Here is an 18,278-nt window from a genome sequence, read left to right on the forward strand (position 1 = left end):
GCGGAGCAGGTCAGTTGGCCCTTTTGCGCGCGGCAATGCAGAGTCGGTTGCAATGGATGGTGTCGATGACACACCAATCCCCAATGGCATGGTCTGGAACATGGTTTATGACCCAGATGCGCCGCAGGGCACCGTGGAAGAGATCGACCATGAGACCCTGTGGCAGCGCCTGTCGTACTTTCTCGATGCAGTGCTTCCGGTGGCGGAAGAGGCCGGGGTGCGTCTTGCTGCGCATCCAGACGACCCGCCGGCCCCTTTTGTACGCGGTACTCCGCGCCTCGTTTATCAACAGGCCATGTACCAGCGGCTCATCAACATCCATCCCAGTTCTTCCAACGCGCTGGAGTTCTGTCTGGGATCGCTGTCCGAGATGACAGAGGGGGACATCTACGAGACAACCAGGCACCATGCGGAAAACGGAAACATCGCCTATATCCATTTCCGCAACGTGCGCGGCAAGGTCCCCAACTACAGTGAGACGTTTGTGGACAAAGTGATATCGATATGGCGCGCATCGTCCGAATACTCAATGAAGCGAGCTTTAGCGGTGTCATGATCCCGGATCACACACCACTGATGGCGTGCGATGCGCCTTGGCACTCGGGGATGGCCTATGCGATGGGCTATATGCGTGCGCTGCAGAAGAATATGTAGAGCTCGGCTCGGGAGTGCTGGGGCAATATTTTTGTGTCGTGCGCGGGTTTCTGTCCGGGTGCCGCTGTAACCAACAGCCATCCTTGGTTTGCCAGGTGCCGTGGCGATCGTTTCGAGCTCTCCGACAGCCCGCAGGCCCGTCCGCCACGATACCAGCAACCGCACCACCTTCCCACAAGCCCGCTCGATGCCGCGCCCCGGGGCGCCGGTTCGTGCGCGCCGCGCGGGTATGATGTAATGGTGGCGGTCAGCTAGCCGACACGGATGTTCTAGCCGCCAGCCATTGGGCCCGCTTTCATCCGGTCCCAGTATGACGCAGCCAGTGTTTCGTCTCTGCCAAGACCAAGCACTTTGCGCCAGTGATTGCGGATGATCGAAGCTGCTTCTGCTTCAGCGGCAAACCACCCAAAGCGTGTGATATCCGAAGGCCATTTCACACTCGCCACCGCTTGAGCAAGTCGCAGGTCGCTTCCGGCAAGGGTGCCGTTGCGCAGAATCCAGCGAACTTCGATACGTGTCCGATTGTCGAGATCGATCACCTCGTCTTTGTCCGCCACTTCAATGAAAGCGGTTCCGGTGGTGACCTCGGGAAGTGTTTCGAGCATCCGCGAGAGGGCCGGCAGACCGGTCTCATCGGCACCGAATAGATACCACTCCGCTTCAAGCGGAACAGGCCGTCCGACAGGCCCCATGATTCCGACACGGGCTCCCGGCGCGGCCATTTCCGCCCAGCGCGATCCCACACTGTCTCCGGGGTGGATGACAAAATCCACATCCATCCATCCGGCTTCGACATTCAGATGCCTGATTGTGTAGGCACGGGGCGTGGGTTTCAGGTTCTCCGGCGGCCAGGCGGCGAGGCCGTTCGCACCAAGCGTCGGCCACACCGGCTGGGGAACACGATCGGTTGGAAAGAGCATGCGAATATGCATCCCGCCAAACTTCGCAAAGCGCCCCAGATCCTGTCCGCAAAGCCTGATGCGGCGCATTCGTGGCGTCAGCTGGAAGATTTGCTCGACAGTCATCTCACGAAACTGCGGAAGTTTCGTTTCGGTGGAGAGGTCGCCCGTCCAGCGGATCTCCGGATTGTCCTGCTTGCCGTAAACCTGAACGGCCGTGGCAACCAGATCCTTGATGCGCGCCAGATTGTCTCGCTCTCCCGCTTGCGCCCGGATCTCGACATGCCCGCGCGTCAATTCGAAACTCGCCTGCCCGAAAGGGAAGGCGAAATCGATACCATCGTCGCGGCGAGTGGCGGTTGCGCGGAAACTCTGGAGACGATCCTCAATCTGATCGAGATAGTCTGGCAGATGCTCAAGTGTGACGACAGCGGTGCTTGAAAGATCAGTCATCGAACTGGGTTCCTGCATTGTCATCCTCCGATCCGGCCAGTGACCGCGATCTTGAAGGTTCTGCCCTTGCCCTGCTCGATGTCAGATGTCGACGACCAGCCACTCTGGGGGTCCGTATAAGCCTTGTCGAAGAGGTTATCGACGCCGAAATCGACCCTCAGATTCTCATTCACATCCCAGTTCGCAAACAGGTTGACCAGGTCAACGCGCGGGTAAACGCGGGTGCTTGAGGAAAGCTCGCGTACGACTTCGCCGATGCTCTGGTACTGCACCCCATAGGTCAGCCGGTCGTCCAGCGCACGGAAACCGAGCGTGACTGCAACGTTGTCGAGCGGCGTGTTTGAAAGGGTATCGCCAGCAAAGGGACCATCCTTGTGTTCCGCTTCGGTGAAGGACGCTGCAAGATTGATGAAGCCGAAGCCGTAATCGTAGATGCCTTCGAGTTCGACGCCGCGCAGGCGGGCGGTGCCAACGTTCTGTGCCTGACGAACGCTGCCGGCGACGACTTCAATGTAATCGTCAACATCCGAGTGGAAGACATTGACCTTTGCGCGCAGCATGTCGTCTGCAGTGAAGATGCTGTCTAGCTTGAGGTTCACGCCCGCTTCCCAGGTGCTGGCCACTTCCGGTCTCAGGAGCAGGTTGGGTTCATAGCCGGAGCCATGCGCCCCGTTCTGCCGAAAGACATCCTGCAGGTGCGGGGTGCGATAGCCCTCTGCATAGGTGCCGTAGAACTGGATGCCCTCGAACGGGGTGACACCGACTGTGAAACGCGGTGACCAGCGGTCACCGGTCAGCGAGACGTCCTGCGACGGGATGGTGGGAGTGGGCTTTGAGTGTCCGTCCAGCCGGTATCCGTCATAGCGAAGCGCGGCAGTCAAATCGAGCCACTGGTCGTAGTTGCCTTCCCACTGCAGGAACGCGCCGTAGGCGTCCTGAGTGCCCTGACCGAAATGATCGGCGTCGGAATCGCCCCTGAGATGCGAGTAGTCACCGCCATAGGTCAGCGCGTGCTCCATTCCCCAGGCAGCGAAACGGCTGGTGTTGCGCACGTTGAACCCGGTTGTCGAAACGTCGTAGTAACGCGTTTCGCCGATCCGGGAACTCGGCCAGACTCGGTATTGGTCCGACCGTGTGGCACTGTGATAGACATTGAAGGTCAGGTCCCAAAGGTCGTTCTCATCCGGATTGTAGGTGTATCGGCCGGTGTAGTTCTCAACCAGCGTATCCGTGTCGTAGCGGCTGAGTGTGGATGACGAGGAGCCGCTGGACCCGGAAATGATATCATCATAATTCTGTATCGATGCGCCGAGCTGCAGTTCATGCCCGTCCGCCGGCCGTAGCGTGACCTTGCCGTATCCGCTCAGACCGTCTTCGCCGGTCCACCGCACCGTGTCTCCATTGCCGTCCTTGTATTCCTCGCTGCTGCGATAAACGAGGTTGCCTATGACGTCGAAATTCTCGTTGAACTGATAGGCGCCTGTCGTGCTGGAAAGCCAGCCACTGCCATTCGATTCGTACCGCAGTTTTTCGCTTAGGGCCCAGGTTTCCCCGTCGCGCAGGAAGTCGCGCGCAGCCTTTGTCTCGAAGGCGACGACACCGCCGATCGCTCCGGTCCCGAAGGCGTTGGAAACAGGTCCGCGAATGACGGTGACCTGCTTCAGAAGTTCAGGTTCGATGAAGAAAGAGCCGGAGCCGTGGCCGACACGCCAGAAATCCTGCCGCGCTCCGTCCAGTGTTACCGCGACACGCCCATACTGCTGCAGGCCGCGAATGTTGATGGCCGTCGCCGGGTCGTCGCCGCTCATCGTGGCGGAGACGCCGGGCGTGTGCCGGAAGAGGTCTGCGGCGGTTGTCGCCTGTAGGCGTTCCAGATTGCCGGGTGAAACAACGCTTGTCGCCGACAGGGCGTCAATCACGGCCTGCCAGCCGAGCGTCGCGGTGATCGTGATGAGATCCAGCTCGGTCGGCTTGCCTGCTGAGGGCAGGTCTTGTTCGCCTTGAGCAGCCGGTTCCTGGGATGATGCGGAGGAGATTGCGGACAGCCCCAGAAGGGTCGCCAGTGCCGTGGTCTTTAATAATCCAGAGTTCGTCATGATGCCCCAGTCCCATTGGTTTGGATATTGTCCGCTGGCAACGCGACAGGGCACGGGGCTGGCATGATTGAGGCTTCAATAATTAAATATGACTATTATTGTCAATTTAAAATCGACCAGCTAAGTTCACATGCATCTCCGCTTGTGTGCCATCCTCTCTGCATATGAAGGAAACCCTCGAACATGGCTCTGCGCCTCCGTAAACTCAGTATCCGCGTTCTGCTGTTTTGGCTTTGTGCCGTCGCCTGCGGCAGTGCTCAGGCGCAGGAAAGCGGTCCTGTCCGGATCGTCGATGCGCTTGGCCGTGACGTCCGGATTGAAACATCCAGGCGCGTGCTCACACTCGGTTCCGATGTCACGGAGATCGTCTTTGCACTGGGAGCGGGCGATCGCATCGTCGCGGTTGACCGCGGCAGCCGTTTCCCGGAGGCGGCTTCCTCGAAGCACAATGTCGGATATCGCCGCCGGCTGTCGGCGGAAGGTGTGCTTTCGCTTGACCCCGACCTCATCCTCGCTGCCGAGGATATTGGTCCGCCTGAGGTGGTGGAGGTCCTGAAAAAGATCGCCATACCGATGGTGCTTGTTCCCAAGCAAAACACGGGCGAGGGGATTCGCAGGAAGATCGCCCTGATTGCCTCGGCACTGGCCCTTGAAGCGGAGGGTCGGGCCCTCGCCGGCGACGTGCTTGCGAATTTTGAGAAAGCGACGAAGCTCACCGAAGCCATACCTGTTGAAAAACGCAGGAAGGTCGTATTCTTTCACGGTGTGGAGCGCCTGACCGCCGCCGGTGCGGGCACCGCCGCCGATGCCATTATTCGGTATGCAGGCGGTTTAAACCCGATGGACCGGTTTGAAGGTTACAAGGCGGCATCGGAGGAAGACCTGATCGAGCTTGCTCCAGACACGATCCTGATGATGAGCAATGGGCGTGGCGGGCCGACCCGTGAAGAGGTTTTCTCCAACAGGGCTCTGGCGTTGACGCCGGCGGCCAGGACCGGCTCCCTTATTGTGCTGGACGGCGCTACATGATCGGGTTCGGCCCGCGCACGACAGACGCAATCCGTGACCTTGCCGAAGCACTGTATGGGGCGGAATTGGCCCCAGCGATCGACTGATTGCATCGTTTAGGGTTGGTCTACCACCAGCCACAATACCAACAAGAACAATCGCACCACCCTCTGACAAACCCGCTTGACGCCAGCTCCAGGTCGCGGATTTACGCGCGCTGCGCGGGTATGATGCAGTGCTATCCTGTCAGTTTTCAGACTAACGTCGCGTTTAATTAGCCTATGTTTGTCAATTGGCTATGAAGTCTCGGAGTGCGCCTGGAGTTCTGACTTGCTTGGGCGAGGGCGGCCCTCGTTTTCCGTTCGGCCAGATCCCGAAAAACCTCGGGATCTAGTCAGTGTCAGGACACAAGTGGAAGCAGCTTCAAAGCAAGGTGGTAATGCAGGCGCAGTTTCGGTTGCAGCGCCTTTTTGCCTGTCAGTTCCGTGACCTGGGAGATACGATAGCGCACCGTGTTATGGTGTAGATTCAACACCCTTGCAGTCTCCCGGTAGTTGCCATTGGCATCCAGGAAAACCCGAAACGTTTCAATCAGGTCGACACGGTGTTCCTTGTCATGGTCAATGAGTGTTCCAAGCCATTCATTGACGAAGCGGTTCACGTCCGGCTGCATGGAACTTTTCGAGAAAAGCCGATAAAATCCGGTGTCATCATAAAGGAAGACTCCGCTGGTCTTGCTTGTGCTTCGGCCGTGTTCGAGCGCTTGCACCGCTTGCTCATAGGCTCGGTAGAAATGTTCCACCGCCGTTACCTGGCTGATGCCTGCCGACCACAGGACGTCATCAGCCCCGATCCCCTTTAGTCCTTTGTCCACATGCTCCCTGAAAAAGTCGGGCTGGCAAAGCACTTCATCATCCTCGGGAGCCATCAGGACAACGCGGTTGTTTGCGATCACAGCGGTTATGGTTTCGCCATGTTGGGAGAAATGCACCCTCAAGGCATTTGATAATCCAAGCAGGCGGTCGGCAGCGGCGTCATGAAACGCAACGACAATTCCCACATAGCGTGCATGAAGATGCCTGCCGATCGCACTGTAACGTGCGGTCAGAGCGGCATAAGTCTGCGAACCCAGAGTGCGGTCGATCAATGAAAGAACCAATTCGTTCTGTCGTTCGAAAATCGTGCTCTGATCGGCCCTGATCTGACGGACTTTCAGGGAGATGAGAACCTTTGCATAGCCCAGATGGTCGAGGTCTTCATTGGTCAGTTTGCGGTTCCGTTCTATCACGACGAGCGTCCCGATCATTCCGTTGGACTGCTCATAGGATGTGAAGACAATGCTCGTGTTATGCCCGGTTCTGCGGGTAAACGTTTTGTGGGATTGTATGGTTTCGCTTGGCCAGCCCTCTTCCTCCAGAAGAGCCCGTGCATCGGCAATATCCTTGCTCGGCTTGCTGGGAGCATGCAGCACGAGGCCATCCATCGGGCTGGAGACAATCACAGGATTGGCAAGCAGGGCATTGAGGTCATCAAGCAGGTCCTGAAGCGTCGAATCGACCAGCGAAAGTTTCCCCATTCTTTCGCCGAAGAGTTCAGATTGGGAAACACTACCCGCCTTCGCCTCGAAATAGTTCGACATGATCGGTGTGATGATCTCGACCCATGCCACATCTTCTGGAACGACAATTATGGGAAAATTGAGGGCGTTGGCACAGTCGATCATCTTTTGCGGCACGCGTTTCATGTAACGGTTGAGTTTCAGGCCGAGACCTGACGCTCCATGCTCCACGAGTTCTTCAACGAAGTGATCGAGACTGTGGCGCAGTTGCAGCAGCGGGTAGGTCGAAGTCAGAGCGAGTTCCTCGCCCCGCAGCCAGCGTACGGCGTCCGGTGCATCAAGCACCGTTGCGGTTTTGACAACCCGGTCCAACCCCTCATGTCCAGCCAGGAGGCAGCCCTCCTGCATTGCCGGCAGGGCCATAACCTTTCCGATTGTCAGCACCATGTTCTTGAAACCCCCACCCCATGCGTGCACAGCACAGGCAACCTTATAAAATTGTATCCAAAGTACAAAGAACTTTGCCGACGTTTCATGGCGCTGGTCAATAGTTTTCCGGCTTCCGAATCGATACGTTCCTTGTAGGCTTAAGGGGGGAAGCAGTTGAATTCTAACAATCCGGTGGTCGTGCCGGCACGGCTCGGTGCGCTTGATTTTCTTCAGCAGGCCGTGCGCTGCAACACCATTTCATCGACCGGCAATGAGATCGTTCTGGCCCGCATGATCAAGGCGCGACTGGATGATCTTGGGATAGACTGCGAGATCTTCCGGGAGAATGAGCATCAGGCAAATCTGGTGGCCACTTTGCGCGGGCAAGGCCCGGCGAAAAAGCCTGGACCCCGCCTCGTCCTGAGCGGCCATCTCGATACGGTGCCGATCGGGGACGCCACCTGGACGCATGATCCCTTTTCGGCCGCGATTGACGATGGGCGCATCTATGGCCGCGGCACAGCGGACATGAAAGGCGGCCTTTTCGCTCTGTTGTTCGCCTTTATGAAGCACAAGGACCTCGCGCCTGACCTTTGGAACGGCGAACTGATTTTCGCGGCCACGTTCGGCGAGGAGGTCGGTGCCCTTGGCGCGTCGGCAATGGTCAACAAGACGCAGATCCCGCGGTTCGACGCGATGATCGTGGCGGAACCGACCGACAATCGACTTGTCATTGCGCACAAGGGCGTGACCTGGCTTCGCGTGACCAGCTTCGGCAAGACCGCACACGGCTCGATGCCCGGGTGCGGTACAAACGCCGTCGACAAGCTCCACCTGTTCTATGAGCGTCTCCAATCCCTTGATCTCGGCCCCACGACGACACCGTTGTTGTCTGAGCCCACATTTGCCGTCACCACTTTCAATGGTGGTGGTGCACCCAATGTCATTCCCGATCACTGCCAGATGACCATCGACATCCGGACGGTGCCAGGGCAGGACCAACAGGGTGTGGTGGCTCAGGTCGAGGCAATTGCAGCCGCACTTGTCAAAGAAGACCCGGAAGCGCGTTTCCAGGTGGAATGCACACTCAACCTGCCCGGCTTGCTGACGGATGAGGAAGCTCCAATTGTCCGGATCAGCCAACAGGTTCTCGCAAAGATCTCCCCCGGCGCCGAAGTCGTTCGCGGGGCGCAGTACTTCACAGACGCTTCGGCCTTTGGTGCGCATGGCGATGACATCATCATTCTTGGCCCGGGTGCACCGGAACAGGCCCATCAAACCGATGAGCATCTCGTCGTCGATGACTTTTTCAACGCGATAGATATCTACGGAGAAATTATCGCGCAGTACTTCAGCCAAAACTAAAAAAGAAAGGGAACCCATGACTTATCTGGCAAAAACGAAAGCAACTTTCGCCGCCGCGTGGCTTGGTGCGGGGCTCATCTTCGCTGCAGGTGCCGCGAACGCGGAAACGACCTTGAAGGTGGGCCATGTCTTTGCCGCCGACCACCCCTGGCAGATTGCTCTGGAGGGACTGTCGAAAGATGTTTCTGAAGCGACGGGCGGCGAGGTCGTTATCCAGGTTTACCCAAGCTCCCAGCTTGGCGGCGACCGCGAAGTGGCCGAAGGCTTGCAGCTGGGAACCGTTGAGATGGGCCTCTTCGGCACCGGGGCACTCCAGGTTCTGGACAAGCGCCTGATCATTGAGGAACTGCCTTACGCCTGGCCCACCCGTGAGAAGGCCTATGCTGCCGTGGATGGTGAACTTGGCGATGCACTCGCCGAAATCTTGGCGGCCAAGAACATCAATGCGCTGAGCTGGTGGGAAAGTGGCTATCGCCATATCACGAATTCGGCCCGCCCGATTGAAACGCCCGAAGACCTCAAGGGCATCAAGCTGCGCGTGCCGGAAGCCGAGCTGCGTCTCGATACGTTCCGCGAACTCGGTGCACTGCCCACGCCGATGGCATTCTCCGAGGTCTTCACCTCGCTTCAACAGAAGGTCGTCGACGGACAGGAAAACCCGCTGGCAACAATCTATGCATCCAAATTCTACGAGGTGCAGGACAATCTGGCGCTGTCCGGGCACATCTGGGGCTCGGCCATCCTCACGATTTCCAGCAAGGCCTGGGACAAGCTGACGGATGAGCAGAAGACCATCCTGCGAGAGAAGGCCGAGATCTGGAAAGAGAAAGAGCGCGAGATGATCCGCGCGAGCGATGAGGAAGTGCTCGCCAAACTCGAGGCCGAGGGCATGAAAATCACGCGGCCGGATCCGGCAGCATTCCAAGAGATGGTTCAGCCGGTGTGGGACAAGTATGAAGGCGTCTTCGGGGAAGACCTCCTCGCCATCGTGCGTAAATACTCAAATTGATTGAATGCGCGCAGGCCGGTGTCGCGCCGGCCTGCCGCAATTGGGGTTTCCGCGATGACGCAATACCTGCTTTGCGCCAGACAGCTTCTCGTCAAGCTCGTCCAATGGCTTCTCATGCTGATGCTTCTGACCATGACCTGTGTGATGTTCGCGCAGATCATCTGGCGCTATCTCCTGCAATCGCCACTGGTCTGGTCTGAAGAACTGGCCCTTCTGCTCATGGTCTGGATGACGTTCCTTGGTTCGGCGCTGATGCTTGAGCGCAAGGAACACGTCGCCATCGATCTCCTGGTGGAATGGCTGCCGCCATCGCTCAACCGGCCGATGCAAATCATCGGTGCGCTTGTGGTGCTCACCTTCAACGTGGCGCTGACCTATGGCGCGCTTCTCATCGTTGAAACTGCCAGAGAGGCGATCATGCCGGGCCTCAAGATTTCCAGTACGTGGCAATATCTGGGTGTGCTGATTGGCGGCGGGCTTCTCGTGCTCGTCTCCATCGAAGCTTTGTTGCAGGCATTGTTCGGCACCGCAGAAACGCAGGAGCATCGTTCATGAGCATCGTTCTTTTCGTTCTGCTTCTGGGGCTAATCATCATCAATGTCCCGATAGCCTTTGCAATCGGCTTTGCCTGCCTGACCTATCTCTTCGTCAAGGACATCAATCTCGCGCTCGTGGCGCAGCGTTCGGCGACGGGCATCTATTCCTACCCCTTTCTTGCGCTTCCCATGTTCGTGTTTGCCGGCGTGCTCATGGAGCATGGAGGCATCACGCAGCGCATGATGCGTCTCGCCAACGCCGTCATCGGACACATCTCGGGCGGTCTTGCCGCGGTCACCGTGGCCGGCAGCGCCCTGTTCGGTGCCCTGTCCGGTTCCGCCATCGGCGACACCGCCGCCATCGGCTCCATCATGATCCCGGCCATGAAGGCCAAGAATTATGCGGCTGGCTTTGCGGCGGCCCTTCAGGGGTGTAGCGGCGTGCTTGCTTCGCTCATTCCGCCGAGCCTGACCATGGTCATCCTTGGGGCGACCGGAAACATCTCGATTGCCGGCCTGTTGATTGGCGGCCTGGTGCCTGGCCTCCTGATGGCCTTGCTCCTGATCATCGTCTCTTTGCTGATCAGCCGCCGGCGTGGCTATGGCAAGGGCGAGCGCGCGACATGGCGCGAATTCATCTCTGCCGTTTCGGATTCGGTGCTTCCGCTTCTGCTGCCGGTCATCATCCTTGGCGGCATCCTGGGCGGTATCGTCACCGTCACGGAGGCAGCGGTTTTGGCCGTGGTCTACGCATTCCTGCTGTCCGCGATCATCTACCGCGAGGTCAAGATCTCGGACCTGCCGGCGATCTGCATGCAGGTGATGCGCATCGCGGTGCCGGTGCAGCTCATCGTGGCGATCTCCCATCTGTTTGTGTGGATCGTCGCGACCGAGCAGATCCCCCAGCAGCTTACCGCATTTTTCGCGGCTGTAGCGCCGGATCCGATGACCTTCCTGATCCTGCTCAACTTCCTGCTCCTGCTGCTTGGCACCTTCATGGAGAGCAATGCGCTGATCATCATTTTGATTCCGATCCTGATGCCGGTGGTCAATCAGTATGGCATTGACCCGCTGCATTTCGGCGTCATGTTCGTGGTCAATCTGTGCATCGGGGCCAACACACCGCCACTCGGTGTTACGCTGATGACGGGTGCGAAGATTGCCGGGGTGCGGTTTGCCGAAGCGTCGCGGGCGGTGCTTCCGTTCCTCGCGGCCATGGTGATCGTGCTCATACTGACCATCCTGTTCCCGAAACTGTCGACATTCTTGCCGAGCCTGTTCCTCTAGCCGAGGCCCGTAAGAGTCATTCAGGAGTTTGACGTTGGAAAAGACAGCCATCCAGATCAAGGAAAGCGATCACGTGGCAACCGCCACGGTCGAATTGTTGCCCGCAGAGACCGTCATCGTCTCGGGCATCGGCAATGGGCGTCCCCTGAGGTCGAGGAGAAGATCCCGCGCGGGCACAAGATCGCGCTTCGCGACATCGCGGCCCAGGAGGAGATCCACAAATATGGCGAGGTGATCGGGATCGCGACCGAGGCGATCTTGGCAGGCCATTGGGTGCACGTTCACAATTGTCGCGGCGCCAAGGGGCGCCGGTTCGATGAAATCCACGCGCGAAAGCAGGGTGAGTGACATGAAGTTCAAGGGCTATCGCCGCGCCGACGGCTCGATCGGCATCCGCAACCACATTCTGGTCATTCCGACGGTCTCCTGCGTCAACCGCGTGGCGCTCGACATCGCTTCGAAGACCGGGGCGGTCACCTTCATGCATCCTTATGGATGCACCTTCGATGCCGAGGAAAACACCACCACGGAAGACACGTTCATTGGCCATGGCCGCCACCAGAATGTCGGTGCCGTTCTGGTGGTGAGCCTCGGTTGTGAGACAGCGTCTGCCCGGCGCATCGCCGACGCGATTTCGACAACGGGAAAGCCGGTCGAAATGCTCATCGTCCAGAAGGAGGGTGGTGCCCGGTCGACCCGCGACACGGGCATCGGGATCGTTGAGCGCTTGAAGGGGCAGATTGCGGCCGAACCAAGTGATGAAGGCGACGTCAGCGAGTTGATCGTCGCTCTGGAATGCGGCTCTTCCGACGCGTTTTCCGGTCTCACGGCCAATCCGGCAGTGGGTGAGGCGGCCGATATCCTCGTCGGAGCCGGCGGGACGGTCGTGTTGTCGGAGATCACGGAGATGGTCGGCGCCGAACGTGTTCTCTGGCGGCGTGGGAAAACCGACAAGATCAAGCAGGATCTGATGACCCTGATCAAGGAGTACGAGATCGAGCTGTCCATGACCACGCAGGATGACAGCGGCGTCTTCATCTCGCCCGGCAATATTGAAGGCGGCTTGACGACCATCGAGGAAAAGTCGCTTGGCTGCATCTACAAGGCCGGCACCCAGCCCATCGTGCAGATCGTCAAATATGGCGAGCGGCCGACAGAGAAGGGCGTTGTCATCATGGACACGCCCGGCTTCGACATCGCTTCGGTCACCGGCAAGGTCGCCGGTGGGGCGCATATGGTGCTCTTCACGACGGGCAAGGGAACCCCGACCGGGTCGTGCATTGCGCCTGTGCTCAAGATCAGCTCCAACAACGATACGTTCAAAGCCCTGCGCGAGGACATCGATTTGAGTGCAGGCGATGTCCTTGAGGGAACCAAGTCACTGAAGCAAGTCGGCGAAGAGATCGTCGAACTGGTGATGGACACGGCGAATGGTCAACAGGCCAAGGCGGAGTATTTCAACATTCAGGAATTCGCCATCCCCAATGTCAGCGTGGTGCGCAAGGAAGTGATCCATCAGAAGCTGGCCGAACAGAACGATTTCCGGTTTCAGCAATGATGAAGCTTGCCTACATGTATGCCACTCCAGACGTGGCGCCCGCCAAGGTGACTGCGGTTCAAGGCCCGATAGAAACGGCAATGCGCAGCATCGCGCAGACCGGCTATTCAGGCGTCGAGCTTCTGGTGTGCAACCCGGCGCGGATCGACCGGCGAGCGCTCGCCGCCGCCATTCGCGATCAGGGCCTCGACATGCCGGCGGTCTGCACCGGCGAGGTTTACGGTCAGGACGGGCTTTCCTTCGCCGATCCGGATGCCAGCCGGCGGCAGGAAGCCATTGATCGCATGATGGCGTCGATGGACCTCGCATCCGAATATGGGGCAATGGTTAATGTCGGTCGGTTGCGCGGTCGATATGTCGATGGCGTCGCGCCACAACAGACGCTCGACTGGATCGGTGCTGCCATCACGCAATGTGCCGCCACGTTTCCCGATGTTCCAATCGTGCTCGAGCCGGTCAACCGCAACTATGCAAATTGCCTGCTCACCACAGGTGAGACCTGCAGCTTCGTGCGAAGTCTTGGCGTCTCAAGCTCGGCGTGATGCTCGACACCGCGCACATCCTAACCGAGCAGGAAACGGTGGCCGAAGCCATTCGCGTGGCCGGTGATCTCTTCTGGCATTTTCACATCACCGATTCCGACCGCCTGCCGGTCGGCGATGGTAGCTATGACATCGACGCCGCCATGGGTGGCGTGATCGATTCCGGGTTCGACCGCTACGTGACGGTCGAGACATTCCAGATTCCTGATGCCGGGCACGCAATCGCTGCCAGTTTCGAGGCCATGCGGCACTATATCCCCACCCGCGTCTGACGCGATCTATTCAGAGGTTTCATCATGAAAATCGTTCGCTTTTCCCATCAGGGAACCACATCCTATGGACTGCTTGAAGGCTCATCCATCGCAGTCCTGTCGGGCTCTCCCTTCGAGAAGATCGAGAAGACCGGCAAGGTCGTTCCGCTCGACGCCGTGCGTGTGCTTGCCCCGGTGGCGCCAAGCAAGCTTGTCTGCGTGGGTCTCAACTATACGCTCCATGCAGAAGAGTCCGGCGTTCCGGTTCCAGAAGAGCCGATGCTCTTCATGTGCGCGCCTTCCGCGATCATCGCCGATGGCGAGCAAATCCAGCTCGACAATGCCGATGACCGCATCGACTTCGAGGCCGAGATCGGCATTGTCGTTGGCCGCAGGGCTCGCAATGTCGCCGCCAGCGATGCAGGGGATTACATTTTCGGTTACACCTGCGCCAACGATGTCTCGAACCGTGTTTTGCAAAAGAAGGATGGTCAGTTCACCCGCGCCAAATCCTTCGACACCTATAAGCCGGTCGGGCCGGTCATCGAAACCGACCTCGATCCCGACAATGTCGACATCAAGCTTTGGCAGAATGGCGAGTTGCGTCAATCGTCCAACACGAATGACATGATTTTCCCCATCGCCCGCATTTTCGAATTCGTGTCGGGCATCATGACGCTGGAGCCGGGCGACCTGATCATCACCGGCACACCATCCGGCGTCGGCCCGATGGCGTCTGGTGACGAGATCGTCATCGAGATCGAGAAGATCGGACGCCTGCACAGCCGGGTCGCCTGAACGCCCGCAAATCGCCGTTGAACCAGCAATGCCCTGTGGGACCCACGGGGCATTGCTTTATCCAGACTATCGCAGAAGCGCTGTCGGATAGAGCGCCAGTGCCGGAATGTATGTGATCGCAAGCAAGGCAAGGATCAGGGCGATGAGAAACGGTCGGATCGCCCGCATGAACTGAGCGATGCTGGTCCCCGAAATCCCGCAGGTCACATACATCAGAACGCCCAAGGGCGGTGTCAGCTGGCCGATGACCAGATTGATGATCATCACGATCCCGAAGTGAACCGGATCGATCCCCAGCGTTTCGATCAGCGGCAGCAGGATCGGGACGAGGATGATGATGAGTACCAGCGTTTCCATGAATGTGCCGAGCACAAGCAGGATGACGTTGATGAGAAGCAGGATCAGCATCGGGCTGTCCGAGAAGCCGGTCAGGAATGACAGGAGCTGCTGCGGAGCCTGACCGATGGACAGGATCCAGCCGAATGGTGCTGCGGTCGCGGCGATGACGAGGATCGACGACGTGTCGCGCGCAGCGCTTGCAAACACGCCCGGTAGCTCGGCGACCTTCAAGGTCCTGTAGATAAGAAGGCCGACGAGGAAAGCATAGGCTGCCGCAATGGCCGCAACCTCGGTCGCCGTGAAAATGCCCATGCGAAAGCCGACAATGATGATCACCGGCATCAACAGTGCCCAGGAAGCCTGGAAGAAGGTCTGCCGGAGCGCCCTGGCCGAAAACGCCGCACCGCGCCCGAAACCGCGACGCCGTGTCATGATCGCCACGGTGACAACCAGCGCGGTGGCGATGACCAGCCCCGGCACGATCCCGGCCACGAACAGATCTCCGATCGAGACATTCGCCTGCCAGCCATAGATGACAAGCAGGATGGATGGCGGGATGATGGGAGCGAGTACGGCGGCGGAGGCTGTGAGGCCGACGCTGAATCCCTTGTCGTAGCCGTGCCTGACCATCTGCGGCACGAACACGCGTGTCGTGGCCGCACAATCGGCGAGCGAAGATCCCGAAATGCCGGACATGAAGACATTTGTCAGCACGTTGACATAGGCCATGCCGCCACGGATGTGACCGACCAGCGAACCGGTCAGTGCGAAGAGGCGTTCCGAAATGCCCGACGCGTTCATCAGCGTGCCCGCCAGGATGAACAGAGGATGGCAAGAAGCGGAAAGGACTGGACACCCGCAATCATGCGCTGCACGGCAATCGTCAGCGGTATCCCCTCAAGCCAGATCACGGCAATGGCAGAGGCCGCCAGCGCGTAGGCGGTCGGCACCCCGACCAGAAGAAACAGAAGTAGCAGCAAGAGCAGGGTGGTGATCATGCCACATCCCCTCCACCTGCCTGAACCTCGATCGTGCTCTTGAGAGCGTCGCGCACACCGCCATCCAGGCAGTTGCGGATCACATGAAGTGTGGCACACATGCTCGTGACGGGCAGGGCAAGCGTGTAAAACCCGTAGGTGAGATCCATCATCGGCGTCCGGTCGCCCCAGGTCGTTCGCACATATTTGAGGCCGAAATGGATGACCACCAGGAAGACAACCAGACAAACCAAAACGGCCACCACGGAAGCCAGCAGCTCATAGCGCGGCGGCAGGATGCGCAACACCATGTCGATGCGGATATGCTGGTGGGTTGAAAGGGCCGAGCTGGCGCCGATGAACACCATCCAGGTGAACAGCATCGTCAACAGTTCTTCCGTCCAGGTGATCGGGGAACCGAGCACATAGCGGAAGAAGACTGTCGCGGTAAGAATGACGAAAATAGTGGCCAGAAGCAGCCACAGGGCATGGTGCTCAATCTCTCGCACGCGATTGTCGAGCCATAGGATGCATTGTCTCAAACTGGTCTCCCCCCAACAACAGGACAATGAACACCGGACCGCCGATGCGGTCCGGTGCTGATGGCAGACTATTGCCCGCGGGTGGCGGAGATATTTTCGCGTACGGTCGTGATCCTGTCCGCCCCCCAGCGCTCGGCAAGGGCGGCAAAGACAGCTTCAGTCGTGGCTTCGGCGAACGCTTCGCGGTCCGGATCATCAACGATGGTGACGTCAGCCGTTTCTGCGATTTCCTTCAGCATGTTTTCTTCGGCCCGCTGCTGGAGAAGCGTCATCTTGGCAGAAGCTGCGCCAACCTCTTCCAGAATGATCCGCTGATGGCGTGGATCGAGCTTTGCCATGGAGTCCTTGTTCATCAGGATCAGATTGTTCTGAAGCATGTGACGCGACATCACGATGTAGCTCTGAACCTCGTAGAATTTCCGGGCGTAGATGGTCGGAATGGGGTTTTCCTGACCGTCGACCGTCCCCTGCTGCAGTGCCGTGTAGACATCGCTGAAGGGAATGGGCGTCGGTGCAGCACCGATCCCACGGATCATCTCGACCCAGACCGGGGATTCAGGAACCCGGATCTTCAGGCCGGCCATGTCTGCAGGCGTGCGCACGGGCTTTTCCGAAAGCGTGAAATTGCGCCAGCCCCAGTACCAGATCTTGGTGAGCGGAATGATGTTGTGTTTTTCTTCCAACTCGTCAAAGGCCGGCTGCATGGCAGCCCCGGAAATCACCGCTTCCGCCTCGAGCCAGTTCTGCCAGAGAAACGGCGCGCTCGGGATCTCCATCGCCGGCACCAGCGTGCTGGTGGCCGCCATCGAGGCTGCCGTCATGTCCAGAACGCCATCCCGCAATTGCTGCACCATCTCGGTTTCCTTACCGAGCTGTTCGCCTGGGAATACCTGAATGGTGACTTCTCCATCCGTGCGCTCGGCGATCCGTGCGACGAATTCGTCATAGAGCTTGCTTGAAATTTCGCCCGCAACATTTGGATGCCCGAAGCGCAATACTGTTTCGGCATGAGCCCCTGTCGCCAACAGCATCGCGGCTGCCACGCAAGCTTGCAGTGTACCTCTCCAGATCATCTGCCCCTCCCGATTGTGATGGATTTTTCGATTGATCAGGCTGGCAGGTTTCCTCCTCACCCATACCAACCACGATATTGACCCTAAGCGAAAACGCCCCTGAATCCATTGACCAGAGTAATGAAACGGAAGTCCGGATTTTTGTGCTCGGCATACAAAATCAGTTTGATCAGGCCCAGGTCGAAGCGCTGGGATGCGTCGGTGATAGGCGCGCTGGCCCGCAAACGTTTTTCATCATGCATTTCGGTTGCGGGCCTCGAAGCCCAGCCGATCATCTCACAAACCCGCTTGACGCCGGACCACGTGTCGCGGATTAATGCGCGCTGCGCGGGTATGATGTAATGGTAGCCTGTCAGCTTCCCAACTATCGTCGCGAATTTTTTCTCATATTTATCAGTTGGTTATAAATTCTCGGGTGTCTCGGAATGCGCCTGGAATTCTGGCTTGCAGGGAAGGAAGCGGCCCCAGTTTCCTTTCGACAAAATCCGGAAAAGCTTGTGGTCCCGGCGCGCTCGTTGAGCCGGAGTTCTCTACCCGCCGGGCAAGCCTGCCGACAGTAATCGAACCACCTCGGAATCCTGCTAAGCCTTTTCCGTTGTCTGTCGTTATCAATCAGAAGGATGGTCGCTGCAGTCAAAAGGAGATTGTCAAATGGCTGCGAAGAAGCAGTCGGTTGTTATTAGTGAAGACGATGCGAAGGCCATCGAGCAGGCAATCGCACAGGGGCAGACGTCAATTGCGCAGGGCAAGACCAAGGTCGATGCGTCGATGGCGATTTATCGCGCTCTGAACACTCAGCCGCAGGAAACCGTTGTTTCAGAGATGATAGAGGGGGCAGGCCTGACACCCAAGGGCGGGTTGACGTACTGGTACAATTGCCGCCGAAAATACGCCAAGGAAGCGG

General features: G+C 58.5%; 20 protein-coding genes. 12 read left to right on the forward strand and 8 right to left on the reverse strand.

What is annotated here, in order from left to right; all coding sequences use genetic code 11:
• The coding region (locus JCM21793_RS26880; RefSeq protein ID WP_244439851.1) for a mannonate dehydratase at window positions 1–556 on the forward strand (556 nt) is incomplete at its 5' end.
• Window positions 557–923: 367 nt separating this feature from the next.
• On the opposite strand, the gene JCM21793_RS18215 is transcribed toward JCM21793_RS26880, so the two are convergent.
• Together JCM21793_RS18215 and JCM21793_RS18220 are read right to left on the reverse strand one after the other, a co-directional pair.
• Window positions 924–2,006, reverse strand: a complete 1,083-nt coding sequence (locus tag JCM21793_RS18215) for a siderophore-interacting protein (protein WP_244439853.1) — start codon at window positions 2,004–2,006, stop codon at window positions 924–926.
• 20 nt (window positions 2,007–2,026) lie between these two features.
• Complete coding sequence (locus JCM21793_RS18220; RefSeq protein WP_025031270.1) at window positions 2,027–4,102, reverse strand: TonB-dependent hemoglobin/transferrin/lactoferrin family receptor; 2,076 nt, start codon at window positions 4,100–4,102, stop codon at window positions 2,027–2,029.
• A gap of 183 nt (window positions 4,103–4,285) precedes the next feature.
• Between JCM21793_RS18220 and JCM21793_RS26885 the strand changes: the two genes are divergently transcribed.
• Window positions 4,286–5,131 carry a heme/hemin ABC transporter substrate-binding protein gene (locus tag JCM21793_RS26885; protein ID WP_244439855.1) on the forward strand — a complete coding sequence of 282 codons (846 nt, stop codon included), beginning with the start codon at window positions 4,286–4,288 and terminating at the stop codon, window positions 5,129–5,131.
• A gap of 379 nt (window positions 5,132–5,510) precedes the next feature.
• On the opposite strand, the gene JCM21793_RS18230 is transcribed toward JCM21793_RS26885, so the two are convergent.
• Window positions 5,511–7,115 (reverse strand): PucR family transcriptional regulator, encoded by a 1,605-nt coding sequence (locus JCM21793_RS18230; RefSeq protein ID WP_025031271.1) that lies wholly within the window; start codon window positions 7,113–7,115, stop codon window positions 5,511–5,513.
• 180 nt (window positions 7,116–7,295) lie between these two features.
• Between JCM21793_RS18230 and JCM21793_RS18235 the strand changes: the two genes are divergently transcribed.
• From JCM21793_RS18235 to JCM21793_RS18275, 9 genes are all read left to right on the forward strand, one after another.
• Window positions 7,296–8,462 (forward strand): M20 family metallopeptidase, encoded by a 1,167-nt coding sequence (locus JCM21793_RS18235; protein WP_162175234.1) that lies wholly within the window; start codon window positions 7,296–7,298, stop codon window positions 8,460–8,462.
• A 16-nt stretch (window positions 8,463–8,478) separates the two neighbouring features.
• Window positions 8,479–9,471: a TRAP transporter substrate-binding protein gene (locus JCM21793_RS18240; protein ID WP_025031273.1), complete on the forward strand. Its 993-nt coding sequence runs from the start codon at window positions 8,479–8,481 to the stop codon at window positions 9,469–9,471.
• A 54-nt stretch (window positions 9,472–9,525) separates the two neighbouring features.
• Window positions 9,526–10,026: a TRAP transporter small permease gene (locus tag JCM21793_RS18245; protein WP_155983477.1), complete on the forward strand. Its 501-nt coding sequence runs from the start codon at window positions 9,526–9,528 to the stop codon at window positions 10,024–10,026.
• Entirely contained in the window at window positions 10,023–11,294 is a 1,272-nt protein-coding gene (locus JCM21793_RS18250) for a TRAP transporter large permease (protein WP_025031275.1), read from the forward strand. The genes JCM21793_RS18245 and JCM21793_RS18250 overlap by 4 nt, the downstream gene beginning before the upstream one ends.
• 195 nt (window positions 11,295–11,489) lie before the next feature.
• Complete coding sequence (locus JCM21793_RS31545; protein WP_370671659.1) at window positions 11,490–11,642, forward strand: hypothetical protein; 153 nt, start codon at window positions 11,490–11,492, stop codon at window positions 11,640–11,642.
• A gap of 1 nt (window position 11,643) precedes the next feature.
• Window positions 11,644–12,852, forward strand: a complete 1,209-nt coding sequence (locus tag JCM21793_RS18260; protein ID WP_025031277.1) for a UxaA family hydrolase — start codon at window positions 11,644–11,646, stop codon at window positions 12,850–12,852.
• Entirely contained in the window at window positions 12,849–13,394 is a 546-nt protein-coding gene (locus JCM21793_RS31040) for a sugar phosphate isomerase/epimerase family protein (protein ID WP_025031278.1), read from the forward strand. Before JCM21793_RS18260 ends, JCM21793_RS31040 begins: the two co-directional genes overlap by 4 nt.
• Window positions 13,394–13,666, forward strand: coding sequence for a sugar phosphate isomerase/epimerase family protein (locus tag JCM21793_RS31045; protein WP_025031279.1), 273 nt, complete (start codon window positions 13,394–13,396; stop codon window positions 13,664–13,666). The genes JCM21793_RS31040 and JCM21793_RS31045 overlap by 1 nt, the downstream gene beginning before the upstream one ends.
• 24 nt (window positions 13,667–13,690) lie before the next feature.
• Window positions 13,691–14,443 carry a fumarylacetoacetate hydrolase family protein gene (locus JCM21793_RS18275; protein ID WP_025031280.1) on the forward strand — a complete coding sequence of 251 codons (753 nt, stop codon included), beginning with the start codon at window positions 13,691–13,693 and terminating at the stop codon, window positions 14,441–14,443.
• A gap of 66 nt (window positions 14,444–14,509) precedes the next feature.
• Here JCM21793_RS18275 and JCM21793_RS26890 read toward each other — a convergent pair whose 3' ends face one another.
• The 5 genes from JCM21793_RS26890 to JCM21793_RS18295 form a co-directional block, all read right to left on the reverse strand.
• The gene (locus tag JCM21793_RS26890; RefSeq protein ID WP_244439859.1) at window positions 14,510–15,583 is read right to left on the reverse strand and encodes a TRAP transporter large permease; all 1,074 of its coding nucleotides are present in this window, start codon (window positions 15,581–15,583) and stop codon (window positions 14,510–14,512) included.
• Window positions 15,583–15,780 (reverse strand): TRAP transporter large permease subunit, encoded by a 198-nt coding sequence (locus tag JCM21793_RS30570; RefSeq protein ID WP_244439861.1) that lies wholly within the window; start codon window positions 15,778–15,780, stop codon window positions 15,583–15,585. The genes JCM21793_RS26890 and JCM21793_RS30570 overlap by 1 nt, the downstream gene beginning before the upstream one ends.
• The gene (locus JCM21793_RS18285) at window positions 15,777–16,301 is read right to left on the reverse strand and encodes a TRAP transporter small permease (RefSeq protein WP_025031281.1); all 525 of its coding nucleotides are present in this window, start codon (window positions 16,299–16,301) and stop codon (window positions 15,777–15,779) included. Before JCM21793_RS18285 ends, JCM21793_RS30570 begins: the two co-directional genes overlap by 4 nt.
• 68 nt (window positions 16,302–16,369) lie before the next feature.
• Entirely contained in the window at window positions 16,370–17,374 is a 1,005-nt protein-coding gene (locus JCM21793_RS18290) for a TRAP transporter substrate-binding protein (RefSeq protein ID WP_025031282.1), read from the reverse strand.
• Between the two features lie 83 nt (window positions 17,375–17,457).
• Complete coding sequence (locus JCM21793_RS18295) at window positions 17,458–17,649, reverse strand: hypothetical protein (protein ID WP_025031283.1); 192 nt, start codon at window positions 17,647–17,649, stop codon at window positions 17,458–17,460.
• 376 nt (window positions 17,650–18,025) lie between these two features.
• Between JCM21793_RS18295 and JCM21793_RS18300 the strand changes: the two genes are divergently transcribed.
• Window positions 18,026–18,278 (forward strand): hypothetical protein (locus JCM21793_RS18300; RefSeq protein WP_025031284.1); only part of this gene is annotated, 253 nt, incomplete at its 3' end.

This window comes from Nitratireductor aquibiodomus NL21 = JCM 21793, from assembly GCF_000615975.1.
Lineage (GTDB): Bacteria > Pseudomonadota > Alphaproteobacteria > Rhizobiales > Rhizobiaceae > Nitratireductor > Nitratireductor aquibiodomus.